Source organism: Pseudomonas sp. B33.4 (assembly GCF_034555375.1).
Classification (GTDB): Bacteria; Pseudomonadota; Gammaproteobacteria; order Pseudomonadales; family Pseudomonadaceae; genus Aquipseudomonas.
Genome location: NZ_CP140706.1, coordinates 1,772,932 through 1,794,984, shown reverse-complemented (window position 1 = coordinate 1,794,984; position 22,053 = coordinate 1,772,932). Strand labels below are relative to the sequence as shown.

The 22,053-nt window shown below is 60.8% G+C and carries 25 protein-coding genes; 2 read left to right on the top strand and 23 right to left on the bottom strand.

Going from position 1 to position 22,053, the window contains the following annotated elements; all coding sequences use genetic code 11:
• Positions 1-61: 61 nt before the first annotated feature.
• The 10 genes from U6037_RS08010 to ccmA all read right to left on the bottom strand — a co-directional run bounded on the left by U6037_RS08010 (position 62) and on the right by ccmA (position 7,443).
• Positions 62-466: a hypothetical protein gene (locus tag U6037_RS08010; RefSeq protein ID WP_322846366.1), complete on the bottom strand. Its 405-nt coding sequence runs from the start codon at positions 464-466 to the stop codon at positions 62-64.
• A gap of 26 nt (positions 467-492) precedes the next feature.
• Entirely contained in the window at positions 493-1,695 is a 1,203-nt protein-coding gene (ccmI, locus tag U6037_RS08005) for a c-type cytochrome biogenesis protein CcmI (RefSeq protein ID WP_322846365.1), read from the bottom strand.
• Entirely contained in the window at positions 1,692-2,162 is a 471-nt protein-coding gene (locus tag U6037_RS08000; protein ID WP_322846364.1) for a cytochrome c-type biogenesis protein, read from the bottom strand. The genes ccmI and U6037_RS08000 overlap by 4 nt, the downstream gene beginning before the upstream one ends.
• Positions 2,159-2,695 (bottom strand): DsbE family thiol:disulfide interchange protein, encoded by a 537-nt coding sequence (locus tag U6037_RS07995; RefSeq protein ID WP_016987490.1) that lies wholly within the window; start codon positions 2,693-2,695, stop codon positions 2,159-2,161. The genes U6037_RS08000 and U6037_RS07995 overlap by 4 nt, the downstream gene beginning before the upstream one ends.
• The gene (locus U6037_RS07990) at positions 2,692-4,680 is read right to left on the bottom strand and encodes a heme lyase CcmF/NrfE family subunit (RefSeq protein ID WP_322846363.1); all 1,989 of its coding nucleotides are present in this window, start codon (positions 4,678-4,680) and stop codon (positions 2,692-2,694) included. The genes U6037_RS07995 and U6037_RS07990 overlap by 4 nt, the downstream gene beginning before the upstream one ends.
• A 3-nt stretch (positions 4,681-4,683) precedes the next feature.
• Positions 4,684-5,139 (bottom strand): cytochrome c maturation protein CcmE, encoded by a 456-nt coding sequence (gene ccmE / locus U6037_RS07985; protein ID WP_007919964.1) that lies wholly within the window; start codon positions 5,137-5,139, stop codon positions 4,684-4,686.
• Positions 5,136-5,312, bottom strand: coding sequence for a heme exporter protein CcmD (gene ccmD / locus U6037_RS07980; RefSeq protein WP_003222944.1), 177 nt, complete (start codon positions 5,310-5,312; stop codon positions 5,136-5,138). The genes ccmE and ccmD overlap by 4 nt, the downstream gene beginning before the upstream one ends.
• A complete protein-coding gene (gene ccmC, locus U6037_RS07975; RefSeq protein ID WP_095050201.1) occupies positions 5,309-6,064 on the bottom strand; it encodes a heme ABC transporter permease in 756 nt (251 codons plus the stop codon). The genes ccmD and ccmC overlap by 4 nt, the downstream gene beginning before the upstream one ends.
• A gap of 78 nt (positions 6,065-6,142) precedes the next feature.
• Entirely contained in the window at positions 6,143-6,811 is a 669-nt protein-coding gene (gene ccmB, locus U6037_RS07970; protein ID WP_008083427.1) for a heme exporter protein CcmB, read from the bottom strand.
• The gene (ccmA, locus tag U6037_RS07965) at positions 6,808-7,443 is read right to left on the bottom strand and encodes a cytochrome c biogenesis heme-transporting ATPase CcmA (RefSeq protein WP_095050200.1); all 636 of its coding nucleotides are present in this window, start codon (positions 7,441-7,443) and stop codon (positions 6,808-6,810) included. The genes ccmB and ccmA overlap by 4 nt, the downstream gene beginning before the upstream one ends.
• Before the next feature lie 197 nt (positions 7,444-7,640).
• Here ccmA and U6037_RS07960 point away from each other — a divergent pair, with 197 nt between their 5' ends.
• Entirely contained in the window at positions 7,641-9,215 is a 1,575-nt protein-coding gene (locus U6037_RS07960; protein WP_322846362.1) for a flagellar hook-length control protein FliK, read from the top strand.
• Positions 9,212-9,541, top strand: coding sequence for an EscU/YscU/HrcU family type III secretion system export apparatus switch protein (locus tag U6037_RS07955; protein WP_141128997.1), 330 nt, complete (start codon positions 9,212-9,214; stop codon positions 9,539-9,541). The genes U6037_RS07960 and U6037_RS07955 overlap by 4 nt, the downstream gene beginning before the upstream one ends.
• A 97-nt stretch (positions 9,542-9,638) precedes the next feature.
• Here U6037_RS07955 and U6037_RS07950 read toward each other — a convergent pair whose 3' ends face one another.
• From U6037_RS07950 to flhF, 13 genes are all read right to left on the bottom strand, one after another.
• Positions 9,639-10,031, bottom strand: a complete 393-nt coding sequence (locus U6037_RS07950; RefSeq protein ID WP_322846361.1) for a DUF2802 domain-containing protein — start codon at positions 10,029-10,031, stop codon at positions 9,639-9,641.
• On the bottom strand, positions 10,032-10,517 hold the full coding sequence (locus U6037_RS07945; RefSeq protein ID WP_007919980.1) for a chemotaxis protein CheW: 486 nt from the start codon (positions 10,515-10,517) through the stop codon (positions 10,032-10,034).
• Between the two features lie 90 nt (positions 10,518-10,607).
• Positions 10,608-11,564 carry a CheW domain-containing protein gene (locus tag U6037_RS07940; protein WP_322846360.1) on the bottom strand — a complete coding sequence of 319 codons (957 nt, stop codon included), beginning with the start codon at positions 11,562-11,564 and terminating at the stop codon, positions 10,608-10,610.
• A 116-nt stretch (positions 11,565-11,680) separates the two neighbouring features.
• Positions 11,681-12,469, bottom strand: coding sequence for a ParA family protein (locus U6037_RS07935; protein ID WP_008077691.1), 789 nt, complete (start codon positions 12,467-12,469; stop codon positions 11,681-11,683).
• A 43-nt stretch (positions 12,470-12,512) separates the two neighbouring features.
• Positions 12,513-13,403, bottom strand: coding sequence for a flagellar motor protein MotD (motD, locus tag U6037_RS07930; RefSeq protein WP_064390875.1), 891 nt, complete (start codon positions 13,401-13,403; stop codon positions 12,513-12,515).
• 12 nt (positions 13,404-13,415) lie between these two features.
• Entirely contained in the window at positions 13,416-14,156 is a 741-nt protein-coding gene (locus U6037_RS07925) for a flagellar motor protein (protein WP_016987476.1), read from the bottom strand.
• Entirely contained in the window at positions 14,156-15,304 is a 1,149-nt protein-coding gene (locus U6037_RS07920) for a protein-glutamate methylesterase/protein-glutamine glutaminase (protein WP_150752210.1), read from the bottom strand. Before U6037_RS07920 ends, U6037_RS07925 begins: the two co-directional genes overlap by 1 nt.
• Before the next feature lie 49 nt (positions 15,305-15,353).
• Positions 15,354-17,624, bottom strand: a complete 2,271-nt coding sequence (locus U6037_RS07915) for a chemotaxis protein CheA (protein WP_322846359.1) — start codon at positions 17,622-17,624, stop codon at positions 15,354-15,356.
• A 54-nt stretch (positions 17,625-17,678) separates the two neighbouring features.
• On the bottom strand, positions 17,679-18,467 hold the full coding sequence (locus U6037_RS07910; RefSeq protein ID WP_007920000.1) for a protein phosphatase CheZ: 789 nt from the start codon (positions 18,465-18,467) through the stop codon (positions 17,679-17,681).
• A gap of 18 nt (positions 18,468-18,485) precedes the next feature.
• Complete coding sequence (locus U6037_RS07905) at positions 18,486-18,857, bottom strand: chemotaxis response regulator CheY (RefSeq protein ID WP_161986607.1); 372 nt, start codon at positions 18,855-18,857, stop codon at positions 18,486-18,488.
• Positions 18,858-19,023: 166 nt separating this feature from the next.
• A complete protein-coding gene (gene fliA, locus U6037_RS07900) occupies positions 19,024-19,764 on the bottom strand; it encodes an RNA polymerase sigma factor FliA (RefSeq protein ID WP_007920004.1) in 741 nt (246 codons plus the stop codon).
• A complete protein-coding gene (gene fleN / locus U6037_RS07895) occupies positions 19,761-20,591 on the bottom strand; it encodes a flagellar synthesis regulator FleN (RefSeq protein ID WP_003222917.1) in 831 nt (276 codons plus the stop codon). Before fleN ends, fliA begins: the two co-directional genes overlap by 4 nt.
• A 116-nt stretch (positions 20,592-20,707) precedes the next feature.
• Positions 20,708-22,048 (bottom strand): flagellar biosynthesis protein FlhF, encoded by a 1,341-nt coding sequence (flhF, locus tag U6037_RS07890; RefSeq protein ID WP_007920012.1) that lies wholly within the window; start codon positions 22,046-22,048, stop codon positions 20,708-20,710.
• Positions 22,049-22,053: the final 5 nt, after the last annotated feature.

Sequence of the window (22,053 nt, the reverse complement as noted above, 5' to 3'; positions counted from 1 at the left end):
TACAGTACGGCAAGTGCTAAGCCTCTAAAAAAAACGGCGATCCGAAGATCGCCGTTTACATTTACTGCCCGAACCGCTTGCCCAACCCCGGTGGCACGCCGTGGATGTTGGTGTCTTCCCACGGGCCGTTGGGGCTGATCGAGCGGCTCCAGCCGTTGTTCCAGCGGTAGTAGGTGCGTTGGCGGTAGAAGGTGTTGGTCTGGTCGTCGAGGACGTAGACGCCGAGTTTTTGATCCCAGTGGCTGTTGCCGCCCGGTGGCGGGGCGAAGCTGGCCGAGGTGCGCGGGACTGGTTTGGCCGGTTTTGCCGGGATGCTTTTGCCTGGCGTCGGCGAGGTCGATGGGGTCGGGCTCGGTTGTGACGGCGGAATCGGCGGCAGGTTGGTGGTCGGTTCCGGTCGTTGCACCGCACATGCACTCAAGCCCAGGGCCAGTGTGAGGACTGTGATTCGGGCGATGGTGTGCATGGCGGTGCTTTCCTGTTGTGCCCCGGCTATTTGTCCGGGCTGTCGATGGTCAGTTTTTGTAGCGCAGTGGTGCTGCTGGCCAGAGGGCCGCTGCGACCGACCCACTCGCCGGCGGTCGGTTGACCAGCCCGCGAGATGCGCGCAACCAGTTGGACTTCAGGGAAGTTCGACAGTTTCAACTGCGGCATCATCGCGTCGGCATCGCCCAGTTCGACGGTCACCGGTAGATCGGCCACGGTTAGACGCTTGGCGGCCAGCGGTGCCGGCGGGCCGGAAGTCGCGCGGGCAAAGATGAACACACTGTCGCCCGGTTGCACTTTGCTTCTGAGTTCGCTGGAAAGATCGACGCTGACTTTCAACAGCGCAGCTTTCGCGGCTTGCGGTGCTTGAGCAACTTTGCCGCCGCTGGCTTCCAGACGTTCGGCGGCGCGTTTGATCCCGCCTTGCAGCGCGGCGCGGGAACTGTCCTCCGGCGGCAATTGCGCGAGCAAGCGGTTCCAGTAATCGATGGCCTCCTGATAACGCTCGCCTTCAAACGCAGCGATGCCGAGCAGACCAAGGCTGGTGACTTCTTTCGGATCAGCCTTCAGTGCTTCGTCAGTCAGGGCCTGAATCTTCGCTGACCACTTCTTGCCATCAGCAAAGTACTGCGCCTGCGCCCACTGGCCGAGCAGTTCCGGCTGACGACCGGCAAGGTTGGCAGCGCGTTCGAACATCTTCGCCGCGTCCGCCGGACGCTCTTGCGCCATATAGGTCCGGCCGAGGAAATACAGACCTTCGGCAGAATCCGGTTGCGCCGCGACGGCACGCTCCAGACGCTGGGTCATCTCTTCCATCGACTGCGGTGCCTGGGCGAATTCGCGGGTCAGCTCGACCTTGTCGGCAGCACCGAAGTGCATATACAGGCCCAGGCCCAACACCGGCACCAGGACCGCTGCCAGCAGCGGCAATGGTTTACCCAGTTTCGACACGCGCGGCGCGGCAACACCTTCGGTATCCGCCAGCAACTCACGCGCCGCCTCGGCACGACCGCTGTCCATTTGCGCGGCGTCGAGCACACCTTCAGCCTGCTGCGATTGCAGCTCGGCGACACGCTCCTGATACAACGCGACGTTCAGGGCAGTCCGATCCTCTTCACGCTGGGCGCGACGTTCACGTAACACCGGGATCAGCAGAAAACTCAGGGCGACCAGAAGCAACAGCCCTGCGGCAAGCCAGAAATCAATCATTCTTGGTTTTTATCCAACAGTTGGTCGAGGCGCTGACGCTCTTCGCTGGACAGCGCTTGCGGAGTCTCGGCACGCTGGCCGCGACGACGGCGGACAATCACCGCGATCACCACAACACCACCGAGCAGCAGCCCGGCCGGGCCGAACCACAGCAGTGCGGTCTTGGCATTGAGCGCCGGTTTGTAGCGGACGAAATCACCGTAGCGATCAACCATGAAATCGATGATCTGCTGGTTGTCCTTGCCCTCGCCGAGCATGCGGAAAATCTCTTTGCGCAGGTCCGCGGCAATCGGCGCGTTGGAGTCGGCGATGTCCTGGTTCTGGCACTTGGGGCAGCGCAGCTCCTTGGTCAACTCGCGAAAACGCTCACGGTCGCCTTCTTTGGCGAACTCGTAGGTGTCGATGGCGGCATGGGCGACACCGGCCAGACTCAAGCCCAATACCAGCGCCGCTAAAAAGCGCTTCATGGCTTGGCCTCATCCACCAGCGCCTGATACTTGGCGGCGAGTTTTTCGCGCCAGACCTGTTCATCGATCACGCCAACGTACTTATCGCGGATGATGCCCTTGGCGTCGATGAAGAAGGTTTCCGGCGCGCCGTACACACCGAGGTTCAAGCCCAGCGAGCCTTCGTCGTCGCGGATGTCCAGCACATACGGATTGTGGAATTCGGCCAGCCACTTCAAGGCATCGGCGTTGGTGTCCTTGTAATTGATGCCGTAGATCACCACGCCGCGCTCGGCGAGTTTGTTCAGCACCGGATGCTCGACCCGGCAGGAAATGCACCAGGTGCCCCAGACGTTGACCAGCGCCGGTTTGCCGAGAATGTCAGCCTTGGTCAGGCTCTTGTCGCCCTGCACGTTTGGCAGGGAAAACTCCGGGAACGGCTTGTTGATCATCGCCGACGGCAACTCCGCCGGATCGAGGTACAGACCGCGATAAAGAAATACCGCCACCAGCAGGAAAATCGCCAATGGCACCAGCATCAACCAACGTCTCATGCAGCCGCTCCCGTCATGCCCAGCGCTTCACGCACCTTGGCTTTTACCTTGACCCGATAACGTCGATCCAGCGCTGCCAGCAAACCACCGAACCCGGTGAGCAAACCGCCGAACCAGATCCAGCGCACGAACGGTTTGACGTGCACCCGCACGGCCCACGCGCCGTTGTCCAGCGGTTCGCCGAGGGCAACGTAGAGGTCGCGGGTGAAACCGGCGTCGATCCCGGCTTCGGTCATCACCGAGTTCTGCACGGTGTACAAACGTTTTTCCGGGTGCAGAACACTGATTTCCTTGCCGTCGCGGATCACCCGAATGGTGCCTTTATCAGAGGTGAAGTTCGGCCCTTCGAAGTGCTTGGCGCCTTCGAAGACGAAGTGATAACCGGCCAGGTCCATCGACTCGCCCGGCGCCAGACGCAGGTCGCGTTCGGCACTGTTCTGGCTCGACAAGACCACGCCCAGCGCACACACGGCGATGCCGAGGTGGGCGATCTGCATGCCCCAATAGCTGCGGGTCAGGGTTGGAAGGCCTTTGATCAAACCTTTGTGGCGAGTCTTGTCGACGATGTCGCGCACGCCCGCGAGCAACACCCACCCGGCCAGCAGGAAGGTCGCGATCACTGCCCAGTTGAAATCGCCGTAAGCGACACCGGCCACCACGGCCAGCGCGACGCTGCCGAGCAGCACTGGCGTCAGCATGCTGGCCAGCCATTTCACCGGGGTGTCTTTCCAGCGCACGATAACGCCGACCGCCATCACCATCATCAGCAACGCCATCAACGGAATGAACAGCGCATTGAAGTACGGCGGGCCCACCGACATCTTCGCGCCGCTGAGGGCATCGAGAATCAGCGGGTACAGCGTGCCGAGCAGAATCATCGACGCGGCCACCACCAGCACCAGGTTGTTGCCCAGCAGCAGGGTTTCCCGCGACCACAGGTTGAAGCCGACCTGACTTTTCACCACTGGCGCACGCAGGGCGAACAGCGTCAGCGAGCCGCCAACCACGAACAACAGGAAGATCAGGATGAACACGCCGCGCTCAGGATCGGAGGCAAATGCGTGCACCGAAGTCAGCACGCCGGAGCGCACCAGGAACGTACCGAGCAGGCTCAGCGAGAACGCGGCAATCGCCAGCAACACCGTCCAGCTCTTGAACACGCCACGTTTTTCCGTGACCGCCAGCGAGTGAATCAGCGCGGTGCCGACCAGCCAAGGCATGAAGGAGGCGTTTTCCACCGGGTCCCAGAACCACCAGCCACCCCAGCCGAGTTCGTAGTAAGCCCACCACGAACCGAGGGTGATGCCGATGCCGAGGAAGGCCCAGGCGACGATGGTCCACGGGCGCGACCAGCGCGCCCACGCGGCATCAAGACGACCGCCCATCAACGCCGCAATGGCGAAGGCAAACGCCACCGAAAAACCGACGTAACCCATGTACAACATCGGCGGGTGAACGATCAGGCCAATGTCTTGCAGCAGTGGATTGAGGTCAGCGCCATTGCTCGGCATTTGCGGCAGGATACGTTTGAACGGGTTGGACGTGAGAATCAGGAACAGCAGGAAACCGGTGCTGATCATGCCCATCACCGCCAGCACCCGTGCCAGCATGACTTGCGGCAATTGCCGGGAGAACACCGACACCGCGAACGTCCAGCCACCGAGAATCAGCGCCCACAGCAGCAACGACCCTTCGTGGGCACCCCACACTGCGCTGAATTTGTAATACCACGGCAACGCGGTGTTGGAGTTGTTCGCCACATACGCGACGGAGAAGTCATCGGTCATGAACGCGTAGGTCAGAATGCCGAACGCAAACAGCAAAAAGGCAAACTGCCCCCATGCGGCGGGCTGGGCCAGACTCATCCAGAAACGATCACCGCGCCAGGCGCCAATCAATGGCACCACGGCCTGCACCAGCGCAAAACACAGCGCCAGAATCATCGCCAGATGGCCCAGCTCGGGAATAAAAATCGCCGAGGTCATCGATCAACCCTCCTTCGCAGGTGTTGGTGCCGATTGACCACTGTCTTTCAAGGCTTTGGTCACTTCCGGCGGCATGTACTTCTCGTCGTGCTTGGCCAGCACTTCATCGGCCACCACCACACCGTCGGCGTTGAGCTTGCCGAGGGCGACGATGCCCTGCCCTTCGCGGAACAGATCCGGGAGGATGCCGCGATAGGCGATGGTCACAGACTTGTTGAAGTCGGTGACAACGAATTTGACGTCCAGCGAATCCTTCGAGCGCTGCAGCGAACCGGCCTCAACCATGCCGCCGGCGCGAATGCGCGTGTCTTGCGGCGCTTCGCCGTTGGCGATCTGGGTCGGGGTGTAGAACAGATTGATGTTCTGCTGCAGGGCGCTGAGGGCCAGGCCGACGGCAGCGCCGACCCCGACCAGAATGGCCAGAATGATGATCAGACGTTTCTTGCGCAGCGGATTCACTTGCCGTTCTCCCGGCGCAGACGACGCGCCTCTTGTTGCAGATAGCGCTTGCGGGCCGCGATCGGCGCCACCACGTTGAGGATCAGCACCGCCAGACAGATGCCGTAAGCCGACCAGACATACAGGCCATGATGACCCATGGCGAGGAAGTCGCCGAATGAAGCAAAACTCATCGAGCGGCCTCCAGACTGTGCTGCACTTCTTCTTTTACCCAACTGGCGCGGGCTTCGCGCTTGAGCACTTCAAGACGCATGCGCAGCAACAGCACGGCGCCGAAGAAACAGTAGAAACCCAGCACCGTCAGCAACAGCGGCAGCCACATTTCCGCCGGCATCGCCGGTTTTTCCGTGAGGGTGAAGGTCGCACCCTGGTGCAGGGTGTTCCACCACTCCACCGAGTATTTGATGATCGGAATGTTGATCACACCGACGATGGCCAGCACCGCGCAGGCCTTGGCGGCGCTGTCGCGGTTGCTGATGGCATTGCCCAGCGCGATCACGCCGAAATACAGGAACAGCAGAATCAGCATCGAGGTCAGGCGCGCGTCCCAGACCCACCACGAACCCCACGTCGGTTTGCCCCAGATCGCCCCGGTAACCAGCGCCACGGCGGTCATCCACGCGCCGATCGGTGCGGCGCATTGCAGGGCGACGTCGGCCAGTTTCATCTTCCACACCAGCCCGACCACACCGCACACCGCTAGCATCACGTAGATCGACTGAGCGAGCATCGCGGCAGGTACGTGGATATAGATGATGCGAAAGCTGTTGCCTTGCTGATAATCCGGTGGCGCGAAGGCCAGGCCCCAAATGACGCCGACGCCGATCAGCAGCAACGCTGCGATGCTCAGCCACGGCAAGAATTTGCTGCTGATGCCGTAGAACCACTTGGGCGAGCCGAGCTTGTGAAACCAGGTCCAGTTCATACTGTTTCCATCACGGGTGCCGCTCATCGGTGTGAGCAGTCTCAGGGTCTTTGCTGGTTAAATTTTAACCAGACCTCATTATTCGCCGACGCTGATCTTCAGGCCAGCAGCTATTGCAAACGGTGTCAGGGTGATCGCCAGAGCGGTCAGGCTACCAAGCCACAGCAGATACCCGGTCGCCGGCATGCCTTGGAGGGCTGCCTGCAAAGCGCCACTGCCGAGGATCAACACCGGGATGTACAACGGCAGAATCAGCAGCGCCAGCAACAGGCCGCCACGTTTCAAACCGACCGTCAGTGCCGCGCCCACCGCGCCGAGCAAGCTCAGCACCGGTGTTCCCAGCAGCAACGAAAACAGCAAAACCGGCAGGCAGGCGGCAGGCAAACCGAGCATCAACGCCAGCAAGGGTGAGAGCAAAACCAGCGCCAGACCGGAGAAAAGCCAGTGTGCCAGCACCTTGGCCAAGACCAGAAGTGGCAGCGGGTGCGACGAAAGGACCCACTGTTCCAGGGACCCGTCTTCGAAATCACTGCGGAAAAGCCCGTCCAGCGAGAGCAGGACCGACAACAGCGCCGCCACCCAGACTAACCCGGGGGACAGGTTTTGCAACACTTGAGTTTCCGGGCCGACGGCCAGCGGGAACAGAGCGATGACGATGGCGAAGAAAATCAGCGGATTGGCCAGCTCCGCCGGGCGGCGAAACAGCAGTCGGGATTCACGGGCAACCAGCAGGCCAAACACACTCATACTGCCCAGTTCCCCAGATCGATGTCGCGATAACCGGCCGGCATCCGGCTCAGCGTGTGGTGCGTCGTAAGCACCACCAGACCACCACGTTCGCAGTGCCCGGCCAAGTGTTCTTCGAGCTGCGCCACGCCTTGTTTGTCGAGGGCAGTGAACGGCTCATCGAGAATCCACAACGGCGGGCTGTCCAGATACAAACGCGCCAGCGCCACGCGGCGTTGCTGACCGGCGGACAGGCTGTGGCAGGGAACATCTTCGAAACCGCGCAATCCTACTGCTGCCAGCGCTTGCCAGATGGCCTCGCGTTCGGCGGGATGATGCAGGGCGCAGAGCCACGAGAGGTTTTCTTCCGGGGTCAGCAAATCCTTGATCCCGGCGGCGTGGCCGATCCACAGCAGGTTGCGTGCGAGTTCGCTGCGTTGTTCGGTCAGCGGCTGGCCATTGAGCAGGACGTGCCCGGCGGTCGGCTGCATCAGCCCCGACAGTAAACGTAACAGGCTGGTTTTACCGCTGCCGTTGGGGCCGCTGATCTGCACCATATCGCCACTGGCCAGTCTCAATTCGAGATTTTCGAAGAGCAGCCGCAGATCACGTTCACACGCGAGGGCAACGGTTTGCAGGACAGGACTGGTCAAGGGATCACGGGCCTTATACGGTTCAAGTCGGCTCTGGCGCGGCCGTTAAAGAGATGCAGCATAGATGCATTGACGGCTCGATCTAGAGAGCTGGGTCAAACAATTGCTATGTTTTTTGAACGAAGCGCAAGACGGGCGGCATTATACATGCCGTGCCTTACTCTCAAGAGTGCAATTTCCTCAGGTTGTGTCCGCGTATGACAGGCGAAATGAACATCCTCCCGCTCCCGCCCACTACCCCGGCGACCGCTCGCCCGCAGGTCGGTGAGCTACTCAAGCTGCTGACCCCGGTCGAAGGCCTGATTGCCGCCGGGCAAAGCGCCAAGGCCGAGGTGTTGTCGCTCAAGCAGGCGGATCAGACTTTTCAGTTATTGCTCAAGGTGACCGTCGACGGCGGACGCCAGACCACCGTGCAAGCGACCAGCAATCTGCCGCTGCCGCAAGGCACCAGTCTGGCGATCACTCAGCCCTCGGCGGGCAACCTGGCGATAACCGTGCAGCAGGCCATCGCCAGCAGCGTCGCCGCCCTCACCCGCATCGATACCGCGCAGTTGCCGGTCGGCACGCTGCTGCAAGGCAAGGTGCTGACCTCGCAAATACTGCCGCAGACGCCGGGGCAAGCCGCGGTATTCCGTTCGCTGGTCACGCTGCTCAACACTGCGCAGAGCGGCAGCACTCTGACCATCGACAGCCCGCAGCCGCTGCGCATTGGCACCTTGCTTTCGGCGCTGGTGGAAGACGCTCAAACCCTCAAGTTCTTGCCGATGAGCAGTCGTCAGGAACAACTCGCCGTGAGTCAGCAACTGGTCGGCCAGCAAAGTCGGCAGGCTTCGCTCAACGGGCTGCTGAACGCACTACAGAATCTGCCGCCAGCCGATGACTCGACCTCTGCAGATTTGCGCGCAGTGGTCGACAAATTGCTCGCCGGCCTTCCGGACGTGCAACAGCTGAGCACCGCCAAAGGCGTGGCGCTGGCCTTGGCCAACAGCGGCGTGTTCCTCGAAGCCAAACTGCTGAGCGGACAGAACCCGACGCTGGCCCAGGACATGAAGGCCGATCTGCTCAAGCTGATCGCACAACTGACGCCGGGCCTGCCGAACAGCACCAGTTTCAACGCGATCATCGCCGCCAACACCCTGGCGCAAGCGCTGCCTAGTTTCGTGCGCAACGCCCTCGGCATGCTCGGCCAGGTCAGCGCGAAACCGGTACCCAGCAGTTTCCCGCTGCCCGAGCGTTTGCTGCAAAGCCTGGACGGCGAAGGCGATCTGGAACAGTTGCTTCGCCTCGCCGCCGCCGCCGTTTCGCGCCTGCAAAGCCATCAACTGTCGAGCCTGGAACAAACCGGCGTTACTGATGACGGACGCCTGCTCAGCACCTGGCAGCTGGAAATTCCCATGCGCAATCTGCAGGACATCGTGCCGCTGCAGGTCAAGTTTCAGCGTGAAGAAGCGCCGGAGCGAGAGCCGCAACCGAATGAACGTCGCGACGAGCGCGAGCCCAAACAGCAACTGTGGCGCGTCGATCTGGCATTCGACATGGAACCGCTCGGGCCGATGCAGATTCAGGCGCAACTGATCGCCGGCAGCCTGTCCAGCCAACTGTGGGCCGAACGGCCGTACACGGCGGACCTGATCGAAAACAACCTGTTCGCCTTGCGCCAGCGCCTGCTTGATCGCGGGCTCAACGTCGGCGACATCGACTGCCACCTCGGCACCCCGCCGCAAGGCAACCAAACCCGTCTCGAACACCGCTGGGTCGACGAAACCGCATGAACGATTCCACTGCCCCACGCCAGGCCATCGCCCTCAAGTACGACGGCAACCACGCCCCGACACTCACCGCCAAGGGTGATGACGAACTGGCCGAAGAAATCCTGCGCATCGCTCGCGATTGCGAGGTGCCGATCTATGAAAATGCCGAATTGGTGCGCTTGTTGGCGCGGATGGAACTGGGCGACAGCATTCCAGAGGAGCTTTACCGGACGATCGCCGAGATCATTGCGTTTGCGTGGAATCTGAAGGGCAAATTCCCCGAAGGGCAGGACCCGAATGCGCCGATGGTCGAGAAGGATGTGACCCTGCGCGGCGATGATTACTAAGCCTTAAAAGCAAAAGATCGCAGCCTTCGGCAGCTCCTACATTGGAATGCGTTTCCCTGTAGGAGCTGCCGAAGGCTGCGATCTTTTGATCTTGCTTCTAGTTCTTGTGCAACTTGCGCATCAACTCCGCCTCAGCCTGGGTCAACCCGCAGGACTGAGTCAGTTCATCAACGCTCGCACCCATGCCCACCAGTTTCGCCGCCTGGGCGAATGACAGGCTGGATGGATCGCGCTGTTCCAGCTGAACGATTTTGTCCGGCAATGGACCGACGACCGCGCGCAGCTCATGCAGGGCTTCGCCCATGCGCACGTTGCCGTTCTGGTAATCGTCGACACGCTTGGCCAGGTCCTTGATGCGCTGATCACGCAGCGCATCGCCCTGAGCCTGTTGCGCAGCGATCACCCGCTGCGCCTTGATGTACGACACAAACATTGCCAGCGTGCCTGCCCAGAAGAGGAACAGGACAATGACCGCAACCTCGAGAATCAATCAGATGTTCTCCAGATCCGACCATTCTTCTTCGCTCATCATCTTGTCGAGTTCGACGAGGATCAGCAGTTCGTTGTTCTTGTTGCACACGCCCTGGATGAACTTGGCCGACTCTTCGTTGCCGACGTTCGGCGCCGTCTCGATTTCCGACTGACGCAGATAAACCACTTCGGCCACGCTGTCGACCATGATGCCGACGACTTGTTTGTCGGCTTCGATGATGACGATACGGGTGTTGTCGCTGATCTCGCCGCTGTTCAGGCCGAAGCGCTGACGGGTGTCGATCACGGTGACCACGTTACCGCGCAGGTTGATGATGCCCAGCACGTAGCTCGGCGCACCCGGCACCGGAGCGATCTCGGTGTAGCGCAACACTTCCTGAACGCGCATCACGTTGATGCCGTAGGTTTCGTTGTCCAGTTTGAAGGTTACCCATTGCAGGATCGGATCTTCAGAACCTTTTGCATTCGTCGCCTGACTACTCATACCCTGACCCCTCGAAAAAACCGCTCTGGGCGGTGTGTGTTCTGTGTGGCGGCATTCAACAATACCGTCGCCTGATTGTTATGTCGGCTGCTATGTCGGTTTATGTAGCGGCTTGTGGCCGCTCAGGTGCTTTGCCCCACCGCTGGCGATCAATTCGGCCAGTGCGGAAACGTCAAGCAATGCACACATGTGCTCAATCACCGTGCCGGCGAGCCATGGCCGCTGACCCCGGTGACTTCTCCATTTGATTTCATTCGGGTCCAGACGCAACGAGCGGCTGACCTGATGCACCGCCAGGCCCCACTCGTAACCTTGTACCGAAATCACGTACTGCAGGCCCTGACGGAAGTCATCGCGGTAGCGATCCGGCATGACCCAGCGTGCGGTGTCCAAGACTTTCAGGTTGCCGGCCTGGCTCGGCAGGATCCCGAGGAACCATTCCGGCTGACCGAACAGCGGCGTCAGCTCGTGGCCGGCCAGCGAGTAGATCGAGCCGAGGCACACCAGCGGCACGGCTAGCGTCAGGCCGGCGACGTCGAACAGCAGGCATTCGAACGCCTCCGAGGCCCAGGCCGGACGGCCATCGGTTTCCACCGGTGGCGGCGTGTTGCTCGGCGGCAGATGCACTTCCACCAGCGGCGGGACCAATGTCTGCTCGACGGGTGCGGGTGCGACCGGAGCTGGAACTGGAGCAGGTTCGACCACAGTCGGTTGCGGTGCGGTTTTCAGCAACTGTGTTTGCAGCAGCGGAGCGAGCGTCGAGACCGATGCACGGACTGGCGCTGCTTCCTCGATCAAAGCCACCGGCGCTTTGGCAACCGCTGCAACGGCAGGCGCGGCAACCGGCGCAGCAGGCCTGGCCGCTTTCTGCGCGTCACGGGCCTGCTCTTCCAGCACCGCGGCCTGGAACTCGTCCAGCGCCTCGGTACTTTCTTCGACAACTTCGACTGGCGTCGGCAACGCGTCAGGAATCTCCTGCAGCAGACTGTCCAGATACGACTGCAAGGCCAACTGCGGCTTCGACGTCAACTTCAAAGGCCGATTCATGCACAGTCCCCTGTAGGAGCTGCCGCAGGCTGCGATCTTTTGATCTTTTCAGGAACGCCACAAAGCAAGATCAAAAGATCGCAGCCTTCGGCAGCTCCTACACAAGTCAAAATCATTCAAGCCACCTGCGGAACAAGTTGTTGCGCCAACAGGTGCTTGAGCAGCGCGCGGTAGGCCAGTACGCCACGGCTCTTGCCGTCGAATTGCGAAGGCGTGACACCGGCACGGCTGGCGTCGCGCAGACGAGTATCGACCGGGATATAACCCTGCCAGATCTCGTCGGGGAATTTGTCGCGCAGCACGCGCAAGGTATGCATCGATGCTTGTGTGCGGCGATCGAACAGGGTCGGCACGATGCTGAACGGCAGCGCCTGTTTGCGCGAGCGGTTGATCATCGCCAAGGTGTTGACCATGCGTTCCAGGCCTTTGACGGCCAAGTGTTCGGTCTGCACCGGGATCACCAGTTGCTGGCTCGCCGCGAGGGCGTTGACCATCAGCACGCCGAGCAACGGCGGGCTGTCGATCACCGCGTAATCGAAGTCCTGCCACAGCTGCGCCAGACTCTTGGCGATCACCAGGCCCAGACCACTCTGCCCCGGCGACTGACGCTCAAGGGTCGCCAGTGCGGTGCTCGATGGCAGCAGGGAAATACGTTCGTCACTGGTCGACAACAACAACTGCCCCGGCAGGCCTTGCGGCACGCTGCCCTTGTGCAGAAACAGGTCGTAGTTGCTGTGTTCCAGGCTGTCGGGGTCGTAACCGAAATAACTGGTCATCGAGCCGTGCGGGTCGAGATCGACCACAACCACGCGCTTGCCCGCCTCGGCCAGCAACCCGGCTAAAGCGATGGAAGATGTGGTTTTACCGACACCACCCTTTTGATTGGCGACTGCCCAGACTCTCATTCAGTTCGTTCCTCCCGGCCGATATGCTCGACCGAGACATAGCTCAGCGTGTTAATGCGGGTGACGGAGAATTGACGGCACTCTCGCGTCCCGGCGTCTTGACCGGGGTCGGTGCAGTTTGTGTGCCAGCACGCTTCAACGCAGCGTCCGGTTGCGCGTTAGCGGTTCCAGTGCCCGTCAGGCTGCGGCGCACATCGAGGTTTCGCGAGACCACCAGAACCACCCGGCGGTTTTTCCCCCGGCCTTCAGCGGTAGCGTTGTTGGCCACCGGTTGAAACTCGCCGTAACCCACCGATGCCAATCGGCCAGGGTTCACACCCTGCATGGCCAGCATGCGCACGATGCTCGCCGAGCGCGCCGAGGAGAGTTCCCAGTTGGTCGGGTACTGCGCAGTGCGGATCGGTTGATCGTCGGTGAAACCCTCGACGTGAATCGGGTTATCGAACGGTTTCAGAATCGCCGCCACCTTGTCGATGATGTTGAAGGCGATGTCGCTCGGCATGGCATCGCCGCTGCCGAACAACAGGCTGGAGTTGAGTTCGATCTCGACCCACAACTCGTTGCCGCGCACAGTCATCTGGTTGGAGCTGATCAGGTCACCGAACGCAGCGCTGATGTCATCGGCGATGCTTTTCAGCGGATCGCTGGCGCCGGCGATACCGGCGTCGATCTGCTCGGCGTCCTTGACCAGTGGCTTGGCCGGGGTCACGGTTTTCGGCCGTTCGTCGCCGATCTGGATCGGTTTGAGCGCGCGGTCGGAGTCTTTGAAAACGCCGACCAGCGCTTCGGAAATTTCCTTGTACTTGCCTTCGTTGATCGACGAAATCGAGTACATCACCACGAAGAACGCGAACAGCAACGTGATGAAATCCGCGTAGGACACGAGCCAGCGTTCGTGATTGACGTGTTCTTCCTGATGCCTGCGACGAGCCATGAGGTTATTCCCTTAATCCATGAAGCCTTGCAGCTTCAACTCAATGGAGCGAGGGTTTTCACCTTCGGCGATCGACAGGATCCCTTCCAACAACATTTCGCGATAACGCGACTGCCGCAACGCGATTGACTTCAGCTTGGCGGCGATTGGCAGCAACACCAGGTTGGCACTGGCCACGCCGTAAATGGTCGCGACGAAAGCCACGGCGATGCCGCTGCCCAGTTGCGTCGGATCAGCGAGGTTGCCCATCACGTGGATCAGGCCCATCACCGCACCGATGATGCCGATGGTTGGCGCGTAGCCGCCCATGCTTTCAAAGACTTTTGCCGCCTCGATATCGCGGGCTTCCTGGGTGTAGAAATCCACCTCGAGGATGCTGCGGATCGCTTCTGGCTCGGCGCCGTCGACCAGCAGTTGCAGGCCTTTGCGCGAGTAGTTGTCGGGTTCGGCATCGGCCACGCCTTCCAGGCCCAGCAGGCCTTCCTTGCGCGCGGTGAGGCTCCAGTTGACGACGCGATCGATGCCACCGGCCAGATCGACCCGTGGCGGAAACAGAATCCAGGCGAGGATCTGCATGGCGCGTTTGAACGCGCTCATCGGCGATTGCAGCAGTGCGGCACCGATGGTGCCGCCCAGTACGATCAATGCCGCCGGGCCGTTGGCCAGCGCACCGAGGTGACCACCTTCAAGGTAGTTACCACCGATGATGGCGACGAACGCCATGATGATCCCGATAAGGCTTAAAACATCCATCAGATACACGCCTCGACAATGTGTTTGCCGATGTCGTCGAGGCTGTATACCGCGTCGGCGAGGTCGGCTTTAACGATGGCCATCGGCATGCCGTAAATCACGCAACTTGCCTCATCTTGTGCCCAGACCGCGCTGCCGCCCTGCTTGAGCAGACGCGCGCCTTCACGGCCATCGGCGCCCATGCCGGTGAGCACGACCGCCAGAACTTTGTCACCGTAGGACTTGGCTGCGGAACCGAAGGTGATGTCCACGCACGGCTTGTAATTCAGACGCTCGTCGCCCGGGAGGATCTTCACCGCGCCACGACCATCGATCATCATTTGCTTGCCACCCGGCGCCAGCAACGCCAGGCCCGGACGCAGGATGTCGCCGTCCTCGGCTTCCTTGACGCTGATGCGGCAGAGCTTGTCGAGACGTTCGGCAAAAGCCTTGGTGAACGCCGCCGGCATGTGCTGGATCAGTACGATCGGCGCCGGGAAATTCGCCGGCAACTGCGTCAACACACGTTGCAGGGCAACCGGGCCGCCAGTCGACGTACCAATGGCAACCAGTTTGTAGGCTTTGCGTTTCGGCGCTGGCGACGAAGCGCTGGCGGCCGGGGCGCGAGTCGGTGCCGGCGCTGGAGCCGGACGCGCCGGCGCGCTGGTGCTGTGACTGCTGCTGTGGCTGCCGAAACTCGACGGCGCCGGAGCAGGCGTCGGTGCTGGTGCAGCCACTGGCGCTGGAGCGCTATAAGCACTGAAACGACGATTACTGCGCGAGATGCTATGGACCTTTTCGCACAGCAGTTGCTTGACCTTCTCGGGATTACGCGAGATGTCTTCGAAATTCTTCGGCAGGAAATCCACCGCGCCGGCGTCCAGCGCGTCCAGCGTTACCCGGGCGCCTTCGTGGGTCAGCGAAGAGAACATCAACACCGGGGTCGGGCAGCGCTGCATGATGTGCCGCACCGCCGTGATGCCGTCCATCATCGGCATCTCGTAGTCCATGGTGATCACGTCCGGCTTGAGTGCCAGCGCCTGATCAATCGCCTCTTTACCGTTGGTTGCAGTGCCGACCACCTGAATGCTCGGATCCGCAGAAAGAATTTCCGAGACGCGGCGGCGGAAAAAACCCGAATCGTCCACCACCAGGACTTTGACTGCCATAAACACTCCATTAGGTGCAGCGGGACGTTATCGCCCCGCCGCCCCGGATTCAAATACGCCGTGCGGCGTAACGCTTGAGCATGCTTGGAACATCGAGAATCAGCGCGATGCGGCCGTCACCGGTGATGGTGGCGCCGGACATGCCCGGAGTGCCCTGCAGCATTTTGCCCAACGGCTTGATGACCACTTCTTCCTGGCCGACCAGTTGATCGACGACGAAGCCGATCCGCTGAGTGCCCACCGAAAGGATCACCACGTGGCCTTCACGCTGCTCTTCGTGAGCGGCGGAACTGACCAGCCAGCGCTTGAGGTAGAACAACGGCAGCGCCTTGTCCCGCACGATCACCACTTCCTGACCGTCGACGACGTTGGTGGTCGACAGGTCGAGGTGGAAGATTTCGTTGACGTTGACCAACGGGAACGCAAACGCCTGGTTGCCGAGCATGACCATCAGGGTTGGCATGATCGCGAGGGTCAGCGGCACCTTGATGACGATTTTCGAGCCCTGGCCCTTGGTCGAGTAGATGTTGATCGAACCGTTGAGCTGGGAAATCTTGGTCTTCACCACGTCCATGCCGACGCCGCGGCCGGACACGTCGGAGATCTCGGTCTTGGTCGAGAAACCCGGGGCGAAAATCAGGTTGTAGCACTCGGTATCGCTGAGACGATCGGCCGCGTCCTTGTCCATCACGCCGCGTTTTACCGCGATGGCGCGCAGCACGTTCGGGTCCATGCCTTTGCCGTCATCGGAAATCGACAGCAGGATATGGTCACCCTCTTGCTCGGCAGCCAAAACAACACGACCGCCACGGGCCTTGCCCGAAGCTTCGCGTTCTTCCGGCGACTCGATGCCGTGGTCGACAGCGTTGCGCACCAAGTGGACCAGCGGGTCGGCCAGGGCCTCGACAAGGTTTTTGTCGAGGTCGGTTTCTTCACCCACCAGTTCCAGGTTGATCTCTTTCTTCAGCTGACGCGCCAGATCTCGAACCAGACGCGGGAAGCGCCCGAAGACCTTCTTGATCGGCTGCATCCGCGTCTTCATCACGGCGGTCTGCAAGTCAGCCGTGACCACGTCGAGGTTCGACACGGCCTTTTGCATGGCTTCATCGCCGCTGTTCAGTCCCAGACGCACCAGACGGTTACGCACCAGCACCAGCTCGCCGACCATGTTCATGATTTCGTCGAGACGTGCCGTGTCGACGCGCACGGTGGTTTCGGCTTCGCTCGCCGGTTTTTCCGGTGGCGGTGTCGCCGGCGCACGGGCCGGAGCCGGTGCAGCAGCGGCGGCCGGTTTCGGCGCTTCGGCTTTCGGCTCAGGCTTGGCGGCAGGCTTGGGCGCTGCAGCAGCGGCCGGTGCCTTGGCAGCAGGCGTGGCGACGCTCGAAGCACTGCCAGCAGCAGCGGTGCCGACTTCGGAGAACTTGCCTTTGCCGTGCAATTCGTCGAGCAGCGATTCGAACTCGTGATCGCTGATCAGATCGCTGCCGGCCGCCGCAGCAACCGGTGCGGCTGGCGCAGGTGCCGAGGCAATCGCCGACTCCAGCGCATCCACGGCAAAGTTGCCCTTGCCATGCAACTGATCGAGCAATGCTTCGAATTCGTCGTCGGTGATGTCGGAGCTGTCGCCCGCGGCCGGAGCAGCCGGAGCCGCCGCCGCTGGTGCAACCGCGTCCACCGCGAACTGGCCCTTGCCGTGCAACTGATCGAGCAACGACTCGAACTCGGCATCGGTGATTTCATCGCTCGCTGCTTCATTGGCCGTTTGCGCAGGTGCAGCAGCGGCCGGGGCTTCGGCTTCGGCCTTGACGGCGTTCAGCGAATCCAGCAGTTGTTCGAATTCGTTATCGGTGATGTCGCCCGACGAGTCGCCTTCAACGACCAGTTCTTCGATCATCTCGGCCACCGGCGAAGCCGGGGTGGCGTCCGCCGATTGCGGTTCGGCCAGACGCGCCAGAGCGGCCAGCAGTTGCGGGGTGGCAGCGGTGATCGGAGCACGCTCGCGGACTTCGCTGAACATACTGTTCACCGCGTCCAGCGCTTCGAGGACAACGTCCATCAGTTCTGCATCAACGCGACGCTCACCCTTGCGCAGGATGTCGAACACGTTTTCGGCGATGTGACAGCACTCCACCAGCTCATTGAGCTGAAGGAAGCCGGCGCCCCCTTTTACAGTGTGGAAACCGCGAAAAATTGCGTTGAGCAGATCTGCGTCATCCGGACGGCTTTCCAGCTCGACCAGTTGTTCGGACAGTTGCTCAAGAATCTCGCCGGCCTCAACCAGGAAATCCTGAAGGATCTCTTCATCGGCGCCGAAGCTCATTAATGGGGTGCTCCTACAGGTCTAAAAACCCAAAAAACCTAAAATTCCAAAACTCTAGAACCCGAGGCTGGATAACAAATCGTCCACATCGTCCTGACCGGACACAACGTCTTCTCGTTTATCGGCATGAATCTGCGGACCTTCACCCTGCGAGAGATGTTTTTGTGGATCTTTTTCTGCAAGCATCGCGGCGCGGTCATGTTCGATGCCCGCAAAGCGGTCGACCTGACTGGCCATGAGCACAAGTTTGAGCAAATTGCTTTCGACTTCGGTGACCAGTTGGGTCACACGCTTGATCACCTGACCGGTCAGGTCCTGGTAATCCTGGGCCAGCAGGATGTCGTTGAGATTGCTCGACACCGCACGGTTGTCCGTGCTGCTGCGTGACAGAAAACCGTCGACCCGGCGCGCCAGTTCACGGAATTCTTCAGCCCCGACCTCGCGACGCATGAAACGACCCCAATCGGCGCTCAAGGTCTGCGCTTCATCAGCCAGACTGTTGACCACCGGCGTGGCGCTTTCCACCAGATCCATGGTGCGGTTGGCCGCGGCCTCTGTCAGCTTGACCACATAGCCCAGGCGTTCGGTGGCGTCGGTGATTTGCGACACTTCCTCGGCCTGCGGCATGTTCGGGTCGATCTGGAAGTTGACGATCGCACTGTGCAGTTCACGTGTGAGCTTGCCGACTTCCTGGTACAGGCCACGGTCACGGGTCTGATTGAGCTCATGGATCAGTTGCACAGCGTCGCCGAACCTGCCTTTTTCAAGGCTTTCGACCAGTTCGACCGCGTGTTTTTTCAGGGTCGACTCGAAATCGCCCTGTGAAGATTCGTTATGCTCCATAGCTCCCCCGCGCGTTCATCAGCCGATGCGTTCGAAAATCTTCTCGATTTTGTCTTTCAACGCCTGAGCCGTGAAAGGTTTGACTACGTAGCCGTTTACACCGGCCTGAGCGGCTTCAATGATCTGCTCGCGCTTGGCTTCTGCAGTCACCATCAGCACTGGCAAGTGCTTGAGCTTTTCATCGGCACGCACGTGACGCAGCAGGTCGATACCGGTCATGCCCGGCATGTTCCAGTCCGTTACCAGAAAGTCGATGCTGCCGCTGTTGAGCACTGGAATGGCAGTCACGCCATCGTCAGCCTCGACGGTGTTGGTGAACCCAAGATCACGCAGCAGGTTCTTGATGATCCGCCGCATCGTTGAGAAGTCATCAACGATGAGGATTTTCATGTCTTTGTTCAATTCGACCTCCAAGCAGTCTTAAACGCGCCCAGCACCTGGACGCGCCACTTCAATCAATCGGCGCAGCACTCGAAGACTGTCTGGAGCACAACAGAGCAAGACCGGTGCCGTTCATCACCGCACCAGCCTCGTTCGCAGTGTCCCCACACTGCCTTCAGCGCGCTCGCCACTCCCCCAAACGCCCCCGCAAACGGGCCGCGCACTGGCTGTGTAACTGGCTGACCCGCGATTCACTGACGCCAAGGACTTCACCGATCTCCTTGAGGTTCAGCTCTTCGTCGTAGTACAGCGCCAACACCAGTCGCTCACGCTCCGGCAAATTGGCAATCGCGTCCGCCAACGCTGCCTGGAAACGTTCATCTTCCAGATCGCGTGACGGCTCAAGATGAGCACTCGCGCCATCCTCGTGCAGCCCTTCGTGTTCGCCGTCCTGCAGCAGGTCGTCGAAACTGAACAGGCGGCTGCCCAAGGTGTCATTCAAAATCCCGTAGTAATCGTCGAGACTCAATTGGAGTTCGGCCGCAACCTCGTGATCTTTAGCATCACGGCCGGTTTTAGCTTCAATTGAGCGAATTGCGTCGCTGACCATACGGGTATTGCGATGAACCGAGCGTGGCGCCCAGTCCCCTTTGCGTACTTCGTCGAGCATCGCGCCGCGGATTCGAATGCCCGCGTACGTTTCGAAACTGGCGCCTTTGCTGGCGTCATATTTGGTCGAGACTTCGAGCAGGCCGATCATCCCGGCCTGGATCAGGTCTTCGACCTGCACACTCGCCGGCAAGCGTGCCAGCAAGTGGTAGGCAATGCGTTTGACCAGCGGCGCGTAACGCTCGATCAGCTCGTACTGAGCGTCGCGTGCCGACTTCTTGTAGTAGTTCATACCGCTAGCGGTCATAGCACGGGCCCTGCCGTTTGCTGCACGAGGCGCTCGACGAAAAACTCAAGGTGGCCACGCGGGTTGGCGGGCAGCGGCCAGGTATCGACCTTCTGCGCGATCGCCTTGAACGCCAGTGCGCACTTGGAACGCGGGAAGGCTTCGTACACCGCACGCTGCTTCTGCACCGCTTTACGCACGCTTTCGTCGTAAGGCACGGCGCCGACGTATTGTAGGGCGACGTCGAGGAAACGATCCGTGACCTTGGTCAACTTGGCGAACAGGTTGCGCCCTTCCTGCGGGCTCTGCGCCATGTTGGCGAGAACGCGGAAGCGGTTCATGCCGTAATCGCGGTTGAGCAACTTGATCAGCGCGTAAGCGTCAGTGATCGAGGTCGGCTCATCGCAGACCACCAGCAACACTTCCTGGGCGGCGCGGACGAAACTGACTACCGAGTCACCAATACCCGCAGCGGTGTCGATCACCAGTACGTCGAGATTGTCGCCGATGTCGCTGAACGCCTGAATCAGACCGGCATGTTGCGCCGGGCTCAGGTGCACCATGCTCTGAGTGCCGGACGCGGCCGGGACGATGCGGATGCCACCGGGGCCTTGCAACAGCACGTCGCGCAATTCGCAACGGCCTTCGATCACGTCGGCCAATGTGCGTTTAGGGGTCAGACCCAACAAAACGTCGACGTTCGCCAGTCCCAGATCGGCGTCCAGCAGCATGACCCGACGGCCAAGCTCTGCCAGCGCCAGAGACAAGTTCACTGACACGTTAGTCTTGCCGACGCCACCTTTGCCGCCGGTCACCGCGATCACCTGTACGGGATGCATGCTGCCCATGTTATTTCTTTACCTTGTCTTGCATAGACGGAGGCCACATTACTGGCTGCGCGTTCACAACCGGAACAATGCATGGCAGACCATCGATGTAGGTACAAAAACTGTTCATGAATACCTCAGCCTACCTGCTTGGTCGGGCTGTGATAGATATCAGCGAACATGTCAGCCATGGCTTCTTCGCTGGGTTCTTCCTGCATTTGCACGCTGACGGCGCGGCTGACCAGTTGATGACGGCGCGGCAGATGCAAATCATCCGGAATCCGTGGGCCATCGGTCAGGTACGCGACCGGCAATTCATGACTGATCGCCAGGCTCAACACTTCGCCAAGGCTGGCCGTTTCATCCAGTTTAGTCAGGATGCACCCGGCTAGCCCGCAACGCTTGTAACTGTGATAAGCGGCGGTTAGAACCTGTTTCTGGCTGGTGGTTGCCAGCACGAGATAATTTTTTGAACGGATGCCACGCCCGGCCAGACTTTCGAGCTGCATGCGCAGGGCCGGATCGCTGGCCTGCAGGCCGGCAGTATCGATCAATACCACGCGTTTGCGCAGCAGTGGATCCAGCGCTTGCACCAGCGATTGGCCTGGGTCAACGTGCGTCACCGGCACATTGAGAATGCGCCCCAGCGTCTTCAGTTGTTCCTGCGCACCGATGCGGAAGCTGTCCATGCTCACCAGCGCGACATTCTGCGCGCCGTACTTGAGCACATAACGCGCGGCCAGCTTGGCCAGCGTGGTGGTCTTGCCCATGCCGGCAGGGCCGACCATGGCAATCACACCACCCTCTTCCAGCGGCTCGACTTCCGGTACGGCAATCATCCGCGCCAGGTGCGCGAGCAGCATGCGCCAGGCCTGACGCGGCTCTTCGATATCAGTGATCATCGCCAGCAGATCGCGCGACAACGGGCCGGACAGACCGATACGTTGCAGACGACGATACAGGTTGGCTTGCGCCGGACGGCTGCCTTGCAGCTGATTCCAGGCCAGGGTGCCGAGCTGGACTTCCATCAGCTCGCGCAGGCTGTTCAATTCAAAACGCATCGAATCCAGTGCACGCGGATCCACGCCCCCGGAGGACTGCGCAGGTGCCGGGGCTGGACGCGCCGGAGCGGCGTACGTCGGCTCGGTCAGCGGTTCAGCAGCGGTCAGCGGCAGGCCGGCCGTCAATGGCAGACCGGCGAAAATCTGGCGATTGCTATTGCCGTCGGCTTCGCCCCGCAGGCTCAACTCGGCCTGAGCGGTGACGATGCGCGACTGAGTCTTGCGCAGCTCGTCTTCGAGTTCCATGTTCGGAACCCGTGGCGCCAGCGCCGACAGTTTGTAATCCAGTGCCGCCGTCAGCTCGACACCGCCGGCAATGCGGCGGTTGCCAATGATGGCGGCATCAGCGCCCAGCTCATCACGAACCAGCTTCATGGCCTGACGCATATCGGCGGCAAAGAAACGCTTAACTTGCATAAACC